We start from the raw sequence: 12,410 nt of genomic DNA, 5'->3' as shown, positions 1-12,410 counted from the left end.
TGGTGTCGATCAGCCAGTCGTGAAACAGCTTCACCGGGCGCTGCGTCAGCGCGCGCGGACGGCAGGCGAACCAATAGCTGTACGGGCTTTCCACCGGAATATCGAACAGCCGCACCAGCCGGTCGTCATGCGCATCCTCGAAATGGCTGGCGTGCATGAAGGCGATGCCAAGCCCCTGCGCCGCCGCCTCCAGCATCAAGGCCCCCGAATCGAAATGGTCGATCGCCAGCGGCTCCAGGTCGGTCAGCCCCGCCGCCGCGCGCCAGGCGCTGAACGTATCGGGCATATCGCGATGGACCAGGGCGGTCAGGCCCGCGAGTTGTTCCGGTCGCACGATCGGGTCCGCGCCTTCGCGCAAGTGCCGCGCCCCGATCACATAAACCTGATTGCGATCCAGCCGCCGCGCGTACAGCGATGGGTCGATCTCGCGCGCGAGCGCAATCACCGCGTCCAGCCCTTCGCCCAGCCGCGCCAGGCCGTGTTGCGCAGTGTCGACATCCAGGTGCAATTCGGGGTGTTTGGCGCGCAGTTCGGGCAAGCGCGGGAACAGCCGTTGCGAGGCGTAGAGCGGCAGGATGCCAAGGCGCAGCCGCAGCACGTCGGTGTTGCTGGTCATGATCTCGACCGCGTCGGACAATTGGTCGAGCGCCGGGGCAATTTGCTGCAACAAGCGGTCGCCATCGGCATTGAGCACGACCGCCTGATGCCGCCGTTCGAACAGCGGGCGTCCGATGAAGCGCTCCAGCGCCTGAATGCGACGACTGAGCGCAGGCGGCGACAAAGCGAGTTCCTGCGATGCAGCCTTGATCGACCCCGTCCGTGCGACCTGCACGAACGCCTCGATTGCGGTCAATGGCGGCAATCTCCGCATGGTGGAATGGCCTCTTCCCTTATGGTTGCGCTATCTTGTGCAGCGCACCAAAATACCGTTAGCTCGAAAGCTAACATTTCTCGGGTGCAAAAGAAAAGCACCGATTGCAGAAAGCGCAATCGCAATCGGTTCTTTCGCACTTGCAACATGGAACGCGGCGCGGCACATAGGGGGTGCCTTTCAGGCATCCTCTCCTAAAACTTTCAAGGCCGATCCTTCTCAGGGTCGGCCCTTTTTTTGTTTTATCAACGCCTTCCAAGGCGACTTCGCCCGTGCTCTCGCATTTGTGGAACCACGTTCCTATCTCGCGCGCTCAACACCCGGCCGCCTGCCTCGTGCAGCGACGGGTTCAAGCGAGGAACAGACACTATGGCGGACGTCGAGACGCCGATTCGGAAATTGCAGGTCGCTAACGCCCGTCCCGAGGATAGTGGGCGCGGGCTTGCGCATGTGCCCCGCGCGCTGCTCGCGGCGCTCGGCCTTGGCGAGGGCGATGTGATCGAGATCGTCGGCAAATCCTCCACGCCCGCGCGCGCGGTCGCGCCTTATGCCGAGGATGAAGGGCTGGAGATCATCCGTATCGACGGGCTGCAGCGCGCCAATGCCGGGGTCGGCTCTGGCGATTTCGTCGAAATCCGCCGCGCGGAATCGAAGGCAGCGACGCGCGTGGTGTTTGCGCCCGCGCAGCAGAATCTGCGGCTGCAGGGCTCGTCCAACGCGTTGAAGCGCACCTTTCTGGGCCGCCCGCTGACGCAGGGCGACGTCGTCGCGACAGCGGGCCAGCAGCGCGTCGACAACATGCCCCCCGGCGTCCAGAACATGCTGCGCGCGCCGGCCTATGCGCTCCAGGAAATCCGCCTCGCGGTCATTTCCACGGTGCCCAAGGGCGTGGTGCATGTGGACGAACATACTGAAATTGAACTTCGGCCCGAATATGAAGAGCCGAAGGAAGCGCGCCGCGCCGACGTCACCTATGACGATATTGGCGGCATGGGTCCGACGATCGACCAGTTGCGCGAAATGGTCGAATTGCCGCTGCGCTACCCCGAATTGTTCCAGCGTCTGGGCGTCGATCCGCCCAAGGGAGTGTTGCTGCACGGGCCGCCCGGCACCGGCAAGACGCGGCTTGCGCGCGCCGTCGCCAACGAATCCGCCGCCGAATTCTTCCTGATCAACGGGCCCGAGATCATGGGCTCGGCGTATGGCGAATCCGAAGGCAAATTGCGCCAGGTGTTCGAGGAAGCGGCCAAGGCTGCGCCCTCGATCGTGTTCATCGATGAGATCGATTCGATCGCGCCCAAGCGCGGGCAAGTCTCGGGCGAGGCCGAGAAGCGGCTGGTCGCGCAATTGCTGACGTTGATGGACGGGCTGGAGGCGCGCGCCAATGTCGTCGTGATCGCGGCGACCAATCGCCCCGAAGCGATCGATGAGGCGCTTCGGCGTCCGGGTCGGTTCGACCGGGAAATCGTCGTCGGCGTGCCGGATGAACGCGGCCGTCGCGAGATTCTCGGCATCCACACGCGTGGTATGCCGCTGGGCGACCGCGTCGACCTCGATGAGCTGGCACGCACCACCTATGGCTTTGTCGGGGCCGACCTTGCCGCGCTCGCGCGCGAGGCGGCGATCGAAGCGGTGCGCAAGCTGATGCCGCGGCTCAACCTGTCGGAGGGCACGATCCCGCCCGAGATTCTCGACACGCTGGCCGTGACCCGCGAGGATTTCGTCGATGCGTTGAAGCGCGTGCAGCCCTCGGCGATGCGCGAAGTGATGGTCGAGGCACCGCGCGTCCGCTGGGACGATGTCGGCGGTCTCGATTCGGCGCAGATGCGCTTGAAGGAAGGCGTCGAGCTGCCGCTAAAGGACCCGGATGCGTTCCGGCGACTGGGCATTCGTCCGGCCAAGGGTTTCCTGCTCTACGGCCCGCCCGGCACCGGCAAGACCTTGCTGGCCAAGGCGGTCGCGCGCGAGGCGCAGGCCAACTTCATCGCCACGCGCTCGTCCGATCTGCTCAGCAAATGGTATGGCGAGAGCGAACAGCAAATCGCCAAGCTGTTTGCGCGCGCGCGGCAAGTGGCACCGTGCGTGATCTTCATCGATGAGCTCGATTCGCTCGTGCCTGCGCGCGGCGGTGGGCTGGGCGAGCCGCAAGTGACCGAACGGGTCGTCAACACCATCCTCGCCGAGATGGACGGGCTGGAAGAATTGCAGTCGGTCGTGGTGATCGGTGCAACCAACCGGCCCAATCTGATCGACCCGGCCTTGCTTCGACCGGGGCGGTTCGACGAGCTGATCTATGTCGGCGTGCCCAGTCTCGACGGGCGTGCGCGCATCCTGGCGATCCAGACCGCCAAGATGCCGATCGCCGAGGATGTCAATCTCGACGAGCTCGCGCGGCGGACCGATCGCTTCACCGGGGCCGATCTCGAGGATCTGGTGCGGCGCGCGGGGCTCACCGCTTTGCGCGAATCGCTCGCCGTCACGCAAGTGACGATGGCGCATTTCGAGATCGCGCTGGGCGAATCGCGCGCCTCGGTCACCCCCGAGCTCGAACGCGAATATGAATCGATGAGCACGCGGCTGAAGCAGGATGCGGCGTCGTTGCAGCCGATCGGTTTCGTCTCACCGGGGCAATTGCGCCCCCGCGAGGGAGATCGCTGACGGCTCGCGCAAGGTGAAACGGGCATAGAGGAACAAGAGCAGCATCGCGGCACCCGCTGTCAGATAGGGCAGCGGGTGCCATGCTTCGTAGAGCCCCACCCCGATCGATGGCCCCAGCACGAACGCCGCGCCGTTGATCGAGGTGACCTTTCCCGCGACCGCGCCTTGCGCATTGTGCCCGACTGCGAGCGACGCGCCTGCGGTGAAGGCCGGGCGTGTAAAGCCGAAGCCGACGCTGGCCAGCGCATAGGCACAGGCGATGCTGTAAAGCGACGTGGCCAGCCCGGTCAGCGCGCAACCCAGCGCCGCGATCAATAGCCCCGCCAGCATCATCGCGCGCGGCCGCAGATCGAGATTGGGGATGATCCCCCATTGCACGAGCAACGCCGCCCCTGCACCCATCATCAGCACGATCCCAGTCGGTTGCAGCGCGAGCGCCGGAGCCAGATGCAGGCGGTCGATGACGAGAAAGCCGATCGCCTGGCCGGTCATCGTCTGGCCGTGCCCCATGATCAGCCCGGCGATCATCCAACCGCGAATGCGTGAGTCGGTATAGCCCACTTGTTCGCTATGCGGTTCGGTCGCCGCCGTGATGCTCGCGCCCGAACTTTGCCCGCCGATCGAGGGATAGGCATTGGCCGCGCCACGCGTCCCCGGTTGCGGTATCACATCGTTGGGCAGCATCTGGCGCACCGCGACCCACACGCAAAGCCCGAACAGCGCGAACAGGAAGGCCGGACCCGCCAAACCGATCTCTACCCCGCCGACCGACCCCAGGATCAGATAGGGGGCGATGGCGGGCCCTAAAATCGTGCCCAGTCCGAAGGCGGACCCTAGCAGCGTCAGCGCCTTGGTGCGTTGCGCGCGCGTGGTGCTGCCTGCGACCAACGCCTGGACTGCAGGCGGGGCCGCTGCACCGAAGGTGCCGTAGATCAGCCGCCCGACGATGAAGCAGAGGAACGCCGTGGTCCCCCCGATCCAGCCATTGATCCCGGCGGTGAGAAACACGCCGCACACGCTCAGCGAGACGACAAAGCCGCCCACGCCGAGCAGGATCATCGCGCGCCGCCCATGCCGGTCTGACCGCTTTGCCCAGAACGGGGCCGCGAGCACCCACAATAACGCCGACACCGAAAACGCTGCCGCGACCGCGCTGTCGGGCACGTGCAGCGACCGGCCGAGCGCGGGCAGCACCGATTGCAGCGCGGTGTTGCCGGCCGCGATCGTCAGCATGACGGTGAACAGCAACGCGAAATCGCGATCGAGCCGCGCTTGCCGCTTCACCGTTCGCGCCCGAAATTGAGGCGCTTGGTCACGTTATAGTCGAGCACGGTCATCACGAAAAAGGCGGCGGCCTGCTTGGTGCGCGTCCACCAGCCGGTGGTGGCGCGATAGTGTTCGAGGGTGATCCGCTCGGACTGGCCCACCTCGCCATCGACATACGCGCGGACATGCGCGGCAAAGGCGGGGTCATCGATCCGCAGCATCATTTCCAGGTTCAGGAACAGACTGCGAATGTCGTAATTGGCCGAGCCGATATAGACCACGTCGTCGATCAGGAAGAGCTTGGTGTGCAGCTTGGTCGGCTGATATTCGTAGATTTGCACGCGCTTGCGCAGCAGCCCGGCATAGGTGAAGCGCGAGGCCCAGATCGCCGCGCCATGGTCGTTCTTCGACGCAAGCACGATCCGCATTTGGCCGCGCAGCCCCGCCGCGTCGAGCCGTCGCAGCATCCCTGGGCTTGGTGCGAAATAGGCCGAGATCAGATCGACATGGCAGGCGCGCTCCAGATCGTTCTTCACCGCGCGCGCCCAAGGGGAAAGCCGTCGCGTCGGGCCACCGAACAGCCAGCGCACTTGGCCGTCGGGCTCGCTCCACGCCTTCAACGCACGCCGCAGCGCGCGCAGCGGGGGCTTGGGCCGCTTGGCCCAGCGCGCCAGCGCGTCGAAATAGCCGGTGATGCGCTGTGCGGCAGGCCCTTCGACCAGCAACCCCAGATCGCGCCAGGCTTGCTCGGCGGGCGTGCCGAAATAGCTGTCCTCGACATTGAACCCGCCGATGATCGCGCGCGCATCGACGGTTTCGCCATCGGCCAGCGCCAATTTCTGGTGGTTGCGCAACAGATACCGCCGCCCCCAACGCGGCACGAAGCGGCAGACGTCGACATCGGCGGCGCGCAGCGGCTCGAAGAAATGATGGCTCTCGGCCACTTCGCTGCCCAGGCCGTCGACCACCAGCGACACCTTCACCCCGCGCGCGGCAGCCCGGATCATCGCGCCGCGCACCTTCGCTCCGGCGGCGTCATCGACATAGATGTAATAGATAATGCGCAGCGTGGCCTTGGCACCGTCAATCAGCGCGATCAGCGTGTCGAGTCGCCTTGGGCCGGTGTCGAGCATGGTCAGGCGGTTGCCATCGACCGTGAAGGTCGGCTGTTCGGGCGGGCTCTCCATTGCCCTGCTGTGGCGGGGCCGTTGGTGGGATGCAACCCGCTTTCCTTGACTCTGACGGACTTCCGGCCTAGATCGCCGCCTTTCCGACTATCGTCGTACAAGCAAGGAAGCCGTTCATGGCGCGCGTCACTGTCGAAGATTGTGTCGACAAGATTCCCAACCGCTTCGATCTCGTCCTGTTCGCCGCCCAGCGCGCGCGGCAGATTTCGGGCGGCGCTGAATTGCTGCTCGATCGCGATCGCGACAAGAACCCCGTCGTCGCTTTGCGCGAAATCGCTGATGAGCTGGTCCACCCGGCGCATCTGCAGGAATCGGTCATCTCCGGCCTGCAGCGCGTCCAGATGGACGATGACGACGTTGCCGATGCGGTCGGTTCGCTTTCGGCGTCGGCCGAAGCGCTGCGCCTCACCGCAGCAGCGCCCCCGCGCAACCAGAATCTCGGCGCAGACTACGAAGGCTGAGCCTTCCCGCGGCTGACGCCTTGCGTTAGACGCGGATCAGCCAAATGCAGGACGGCGGTGGCGCGGGGTTCCCCTCGCGCTTACCGCCGCTTCGCACGCCGGATTTACGCCTCGCCCGGTTCCGCTGCGACCTTGGCGCGGCCCTTGAAGCCTTGCGCCACCACATACCATTCGCTCGACGCCTTGCGGCTGGCGGCGGGTTTGGCGTGTTTCACGCTTGCGAAATTGCGCTTCATTTCCGCGACCAAAGCGGTGTCGGCACCGCCTGCAAACACCTTGCCGACGAACGCGCCGCCCGGCTCCAGCACATCGATCGCGAAGGCGAGCGCCGCCTCGACCAGCCCCATCGTGCGCAAGGCGTCGGTCTGCGGATGGCCGACGGTATTGGCCGCCATATCCGACAGCACCAGATCGGGCGCACCGTCGAGCGCCGCCATTAGTCGTTCGGGCGCGACGTCGGCCATGAAATCGAGCTGGAAGATCGTGACGCCCTCGATCGGATCGACGGGGAGCAAATCGATCCCCACGATCGCCGCCTTGGGCACCAGTCGCCGCACCACTTGCGACCAGCCACCCGGCGCAATGCCGAGATCGACGACGCGGCGCTTGCCCTTCAAAAAGGCGAAACGCTCGTCGAGTTCGCTCAATTTATAGGCCGCGCGGCTGCGAAAGCCGTCGGCCTTGGCGCGCTTCACATAGGGGTCGTTCAATTGCCGTTCGAGCCAGCGCGTCGATTGCGCCGTGCGCTTGCGCGCTGTCTTTACGCGGACCCTGAGGCCGCCGCCATCCCGGCTCATGCGCCATTTCCCATCAAACGTCGGAGGATGCCTTCGCGAATCCCGCGATCGGCGATGCCGAGCCGCTCGGCCGGCCACAAGTCGAGAATGGTCTCTAGGATCGCGCAACCTGCGACGACCAGATCGGCGCGTTCGGTCCCGATACACGGCAATTGCGCGCGCTGGCGCAAGTCCATCGCCGCAAGGTCGGCGCTGATTCGCCGCATGGCGCTGGCCGGCACGATCAATCCGTCCACTTGCGCGCGGTCATAATGCGACAGGCCGAGATGCACGCTCGCCAGCGTGGTGACGGTCCCGGAGGTGCCAAGGAGCCGGGGCACCGCAATATTGCGCGGCAAGCGCGCCGCGAAGGGGGCCATGCTGTCGGTCACCAATGTCCGCATCCGCGCATAAGCGGCCGCGCGGCCGTCGGGCCCGTCGCCATGGCCCGCGCTCTCGGTCAGCGACACCACGCCCCATGGCGCGCTGTGCCAGTCGAGCACCTTGGGGTCGGGCCCGCGCGTGTCGACGAGGACCAATTCGGTCGACCCGCCGCCAATATCGAAGACGAGGGCGGGGTCTTCGCCCGGCTCGATCAGCGCATGGCACCCGAGCACCGCCAGCCGTGCCTCTTCCTCGGCGGTGATAACGTCGAGCAAAATGCCGGTTTCGGCATAAGCGCGCGCGATGAAGTCGGCCCCGTTGCTGGCGCGGCGGCACGCCTCGGTTGCGACTGCGCGCGACAAGGTGACGTTGCGGCGCTTCAATTTCTCCGCGCAGATTTTCAAGGCAGCGATGGTCCGTTCGATCGCGGCATCGCTCAAGCGGCCTGAACTTGCCAGGCCCTCGCCAAGCCGCACGATCCGCGAAAACGCGTCGATCACGGCAAAGCCATCGCCTTGTGGCCGCGCAATCAGCAGGCGGCAATTGTTGGTGCCAAGGTCCAGCGCGGCAAAATGGCGTGGATCCCGCCCGCGCGCGGCGAGTGCGGTGCCGCCTCTTGGTTTGCCGTTGGTCGGCGCCGAACGGGCAGGCTTCACCTGCCGGTACGGCATATCGGGCGATCGATCCCCCATGCCGTGTGACTCGCTTATTCTGTTCTGCCGTCGCGGCGCGCGGGTCGCGCGCCGTTCGGTGCTTGGCGGCGATCCTAGCGGATGGTCTGTCGACCGGCAAGCGACCGCACCGTCGCTCTGCCGTCGGTTGACATGCGCGTTGCTCGCCCGTAGAGCGCGACGCCGGCGTTGCCCCGTCGTCTAATGGTAAGACTGCGGTTTCTGATACCGCCTATTGAGGTTCGAATCCTCACGGGGCATCCAGCCATCTCCCTTTTTTCCAGTCGATCCGCGCGCAACGATCTTGCGTGCCCTGGGTTGTTGGGGTGTTACGCCCAGGCGAGGTGGGTACGGGAGGTCGAGTGAGCGAGGCCGTGGCGGCAGGAACCGGGAAGCGCCTCACACGGCGGGTGCGGTGGCCCTATGTCCTGGGCGCGCTCGGCTTGGTGTTGGCGGCCGTCCTGCTGGGCATATGGTTGACCCGCAAACCGCTGGCCCAACATTTCATCGACGATGCGCTTCGCGCACGCGCGGTTCCGGCGCGCTACCAGATCGAGAAGATCGGCCTGCGCACGCAGCGTCTAACCAATGTCGTCATCGGGGATCCGGCCAATCCCGATCTGCGTGCCGACTGGGTGGAGGTCGATACCAGTTTGTGGTTCTCCGGCGCTGGCGTCACCGCGATCCGCGTCGGTCATGTCGCGCTGCGGGCGCGGTTGGCGGATGGCAAGGTCTCGTTTGGCGCACTCGACCGCTTGCTGCCTGCACCTTCGGGCGCGCAGTTCGCGCTGCCCGCGATTCGCGCCGATATTGCCGATGCGCGCATCGCCCTCGCGACGCCTTATGGCGCGGTTGCGCTGAGAGTGGAGGGTACGGGCGCGCTCGACGATGGCTTTTCCGGCACGGTGCGCGCGGTGGCCGGACGGCTTGCGGTGGACGGTTGTCGCCTGGATGACGTCTCCGCCGACGTTGTCGTGCACGTTCTGGCCAGCCGCCCGAGCATGAGCGGGCCGGTGCGTGCCACGCGGGTAGGCTGTGCAGCTTTCGGCGCGACCGGGGCAACGGCCGATCTCGCCTTGGTGTTCAATCGCCAGCTCGACCGCTGGAAAGGGAAAGCACAGCTTGGCATCGCTGCGCTGGCTGTGCCGGGCGCGCAGGCGCGTACGATCATGGGTCCCGTGGCGTTTGTGGGGTCGGCCAAGGACATGTCGGGCACGGTCGATCTGCATTCCGGCGCTTTCTCCACGGGCGGTGTTGCCGGAAGGCAGGCGGCACTCGCCGGGCGTTATCGCTATACCAAGGGAGGTTTCGCGTTTGATGGCGGCGCGCGCGCGGTCGAGGCGCGGCTGCCGCAGACCATGCTGTCTTCGCTGGATTCGTGGCGAACCGCCGGTGCCGGTACGCCGATCGCGCCGTTGGTCGCGCAGGTGGCAAAGGCGACGCGGGCCGCAGGGCAGGCGGTGACGGCGGACGCGCACCTGTCCGCCATCCTCAACGGTGCGCGCGGGCGTGTTACCGTATCGCGGCTGGCGCTCGCCGCCGCGTCGGGGGCAAGGCTCAGCGCCGGGGGCGGAAGCGGAATCGCGTATAGCTGGCCGGGTGGCGGCTGGCGGGTGGGCGGCATCGCCGAAGTGGCGGGTGGGGGACTGCCGACGGTGCGGGCCCAGGTTACGCAGGCGTCCGTCGGCGCGCCGCTGATCGGGCAAGCGGTTGTCGAAGCCTATGGCGTTGGGACAACGCGTCTTGCGCAAATGCCCGTCGCCTTCACCGCGCGCCGCGACGGTATGACCCAGGTGACGGCCAAAATCGATCTATCCGGTCCGCTTGGCGATGGACGGGTCGAGTCGCTGCGCCTGCCGATCGCGGCGGTATGGGATGGCGTATCGCGCTTGACCGTCAACGCCCGCTGCGCACCATTGGGGTTCGAGCGGCTGCGCGTGTCGGGCATGGACCTGCGGCGCTCGTCGGTCACGCTGTGCCCGCGCGATGGCGGCCTGGTGCGGCTGGAGCGCGGCATGCTGCGCGGCGGCGGCTCGATTGGGCCGATTCGGCTGGCGGGGACGCTCGGCGCATCCCCGTTGGAACTGGTCTCACACCAGGCGCAGTGGAGCTTGGCCGATCGCCGCTTCACGCTTGCCGGGCTGGGCGTGCGGGTCGGGACGGCCGAGCGGATTACGCGGCTCGATATCGCGACGCTTTCGGGCGCGTTCGCGGCGAACGGCCCGCAGGGCAGCTTTACCGGCGCGGGGGGGCAGATCGGCACTGTCCCGTTGCTTTTGTCGGGTGCCGACGGCCAGTGGCGCTTTGCGCGCAACACGCTGTCGCTCGAAGGGGCGCTTTCCGTCGCCGACAGTGCCGCTGCACCACGCTTTCAGCCGCTGGCGGCGCGCGGGGTCGCGTTGACGCTGGCCGACAACCGCATCGCCGCCACCGGCACGCTGGTCGAGCCGACACAGGGTGTGAAGGTGGCCACTGTCGTGATCGCGCATGATCTGGGCACGGGGCTTGGCCATGCCGATCTCGCCGTGCCCGGGATCAGCTTTGGCGCGCAATTCCAGCCCGATCAGCTCACCAAGCTGACCTATGGCGTGATCGCCAATGTCGTCGGCGCGGTCAGCGGCGAGGGACACATTCGCTGGACCCCGCAAGCCGTCACCAGCGATGGCGTGTTCCGCACCCCGGGCATCGATCTGGCCGCCGCCTTTGGCCCCGCGAGCGGGATCGCCGGGGAAGTGCGCTTCACCGATCTGCTCAATCTGGAGAGCGCGCCCGGTCAGATCGCGACGATCAAGAGCCTCAATCCGGGCATTGCGGTCAATGACGGTACGGTGCGCTACCAATTGCTGCCTGGCGCACGTGTGCGGATCGAGCAGGGGATATGGCCCTTTGCCGGGGGTCGGCTGTCGCTCGAACCGACCCTGCTCGACTTTGACGAGGCGCAGGAGCGCCATTTGACCTTCCGCGTGGCCGGGGTGCAGGGGGACCAGTTCCTGCAGCAATTCGATTTCAAGAACCTGAATGCCACCGGTATTTTCGATGGCGCACTGCCGATGGTGTTCGATGCGCGCGGCGGGCGGATTGAAAACGGCAATCTGGTGGTGCGCCCGGGCGGCGGTACGATCGCCTATGTCGGCGAAGTGACGCAGAAGGACCTGGGCTTTTGGGGCAATTTCGCGTTCCAGTCGCTGAAATCGCTGCGCTATCGCAATCTCGACATCGTCATGAACGGCCCGCTGGCGGGCGAGGTGATCACGCAAGTGCGCTTTGCCGGGATCGCGCAAGGCGCGGGGGCCAAGCGCAATTTCCTGTTCGACCGGCTGCAGAAGCTGCCGATCGTGTTCAACCTCAGGATTTCCGCACCGTTCCGCCAGCTCGCGGATTCGGTGCAGAATTACTATGATCCAAAGCGGCTGATCCAACGCAATCTGCCAACCTTGCTGGAAGAACAGAATAAGCGCGCGACCCCGCCCCCGCCTGTGCCCGCCACCCCCATTCAGCCCTCCGACAGCAGGACCGTGCCATGACCGAAACAGCATTGACGAAGATGAAGGACCGGCCGAGCAACGGCGTGATGAAGAGACTGACGATCCTCGGCCTGTGTGCGGTGTGTCTTGCCCAGACGGCATGCGTCAACGTGACCGCGCCCGACAAACCGATCGTCATCAACCTCAACATCAGCGTCACGCAGGAAGTGGTCTATCGTCTTGATGGCCAGGCCAAGAATTTGATTCAGTCGCAACCGGGGATTTTCTGATGAACAGGCTCAAGATATCGATCGCGATGCTGCTGCTGGTCGGTGGTGCGACCGCGGCGCTGGCGCAGCGCGACCCGGCCTATCAGGCGGCGCGCGCGGCGGGCGAAGTGGGCGAGCAGCCCGATGGCTATCTCGGCGTGGTCGGCAGTGCGAGCCCGGCGGTGCGCGCGCTGGTCAACAACATCAACATCCAGCGCAAGGCGGCGTATACCCAGCAAAGCGCGGCGTCAGGTGCGACGGTCGAGCAGTTCGCCTTTACCAGCGGGTGCAATTTGATCCTGAAGACTGCGCCAGGCGAGAAATATAAGGGGCCAGACGGCGTTTGGAAAACGCGCACCGCCGCACCGCCGGAACGCGATTCTCGTTGTATCTAAGCGACGCG

General features: G+C 66.0%; 10 protein-coding genes and 1 tRNA gene. 6 read left to right on the top strand and 5 right to left on the bottom strand.

Annotation, left to right across the window (positions count from 1 at the left end):
• The coding region (locus tag ON00_RS09870; RefSeq protein WP_010405436.1) for a LysR substrate-binding domain-containing protein at nucleotides 1-871 on the bottom strand (871 nt) is incomplete at its 3' end.
• A 369-nt stretch (nucleotides 872-1,240) separates the two neighbouring features.
• Here ON00_RS09870 and ON00_RS09865 point away from each other — a divergent pair.
• Entirely contained in the window at nucleotides 1,241-3,529 is a 2,289-nt protein-coding gene (locus ON00_RS09865) for a CDC48 family AAA ATPase (protein WP_010405435.1), read from the top strand.
• Here the strand turns inward: ON00_RS09865 and ON00_RS09860 are convergent.
• Together ON00_RS09860 and ON00_RS09855 are read right to left on the bottom strand one after the other, a co-directional pair.
• Nucleotides 3,491-4,813 carry an MFS transporter gene (locus tag ON00_RS09860; RefSeq protein ID WP_010405432.1) on the bottom strand — a complete coding sequence of 441 codons (1,323 nt, stop codon included), beginning with the start codon at nucleotides 4,811-4,813 and terminating at the stop codon, nucleotides 3,491-3,493. The genes ON00_RS09865 and ON00_RS09860 overlap by 39 nt on opposite strands.
• Complete coding sequence (locus tag ON00_RS09855; protein ID WP_010405429.1) at nucleotides 4,810-5,982, bottom strand: phospholipase D-like domain-containing protein; 1,173 nt, start codon at nucleotides 5,980-5,982, stop codon at nucleotides 4,810-4,812. The genes ON00_RS09860 and ON00_RS09855 overlap by 4 nt, the downstream gene beginning before the upstream one ends.
• A 116-nt stretch (nucleotides 5,983-6,098) precedes the next feature.
• Between ON00_RS09855 and rpoZ the strand changes: the two genes are divergently transcribed.
• The gene (gene rpoZ, locus ON00_RS09850) at nucleotides 6,099-6,443 is read left to right on the top strand and encodes a DNA-directed RNA polymerase subunit omega (protein WP_010405426.1); all 345 of its coding nucleotides are present in this window, start codon (nucleotides 6,099-6,101) and stop codon (nucleotides 6,441-6,443) included.
• A gap of 104 nt (nucleotides 6,444-6,547) precedes the next feature.
• Here rpoZ and ON00_RS09845 read toward each other — a convergent pair whose 3' ends face one another.
• Entirely contained in the window at nucleotides 6,548-7,240 is a 693-nt protein-coding gene (locus ON00_RS09845; RefSeq protein WP_010405423.1) for an RlmE family RNA methyltransferase, read from the bottom strand.
• Entirely contained in the window at nucleotides 7,237-8,295 is a 1,059-nt protein-coding gene (locus ON00_RS09840; protein WP_010405421.1) for a Ppx/GppA phosphatase family protein, read from the bottom strand. The genes ON00_RS09845 and ON00_RS09840 overlap by 4 nt, the downstream gene beginning before the upstream one ends.
• A 169-nt stretch (nucleotides 8,296-8,464) precedes the next feature.
• Here ON00_RS09840 and ON00_RS09835 point away from each other — a divergent pair.
• From ON00_RS09835 to ON00_RS09820, 4 genes are all read left to right on the top strand, one after another.
• Nucleotides 8,465-8,538: transfer RNA gene (locus tag ON00_RS09835), tRNA-Gln, on the top strand.
• A 98-nt stretch (nucleotides 8,539-8,636) separates the two neighbouring features.
• Nucleotides 8,637-11,798, top strand: coding sequence for an intermembrane phospholipid transport protein YdbH family protein (locus tag ON00_RS09830; protein ID WP_029622617.1), 3,162 nt, complete (start codon nucleotides 8,637-8,639; stop codon nucleotides 11,796-11,798).
• On the top strand, nucleotides 11,795-12,028 hold the full coding sequence (locus ON00_RS09825) for a YnbE family lipoprotein (protein WP_010405417.1): 234 nt from the start codon (nucleotides 11,795-11,797) through the stop codon (nucleotides 12,026-12,028). Before ON00_RS09830 ends, ON00_RS09825 begins: the two co-directional genes overlap by 4 nt.
• Nucleotides 12,028-12,402 (top strand): YdbL family probable chaperone protein, encoded by a 375-nt coding sequence (locus tag ON00_RS09820; RefSeq protein ID WP_010405415.1) that lies wholly within the window; start codon nucleotides 12,028-12,030, stop codon nucleotides 12,400-12,402. Before ON00_RS09825 ends, ON00_RS09820 begins: the two co-directional genes overlap by 1 nt.
• Nucleotides 12,403-12,410: the final 8 nt, after the last annotated feature.

The sequence above is a fragment of the Sphingomonas echinoides ATCC 14820 genome (assembly GCF_000241465.1).
GTDB classification, from domain to species: domain Bacteria; phylum Pseudomonadota; class Alphaproteobacteria; order Sphingomonadales; family Sphingomonadaceae; genus Sphingomonas; species Sphingomonas echinoides.
The sequence above is the reverse complement of the archived record's forward strand: the minus strand, read 5'-3'. Positions and strand labels throughout refer to the sequence as shown.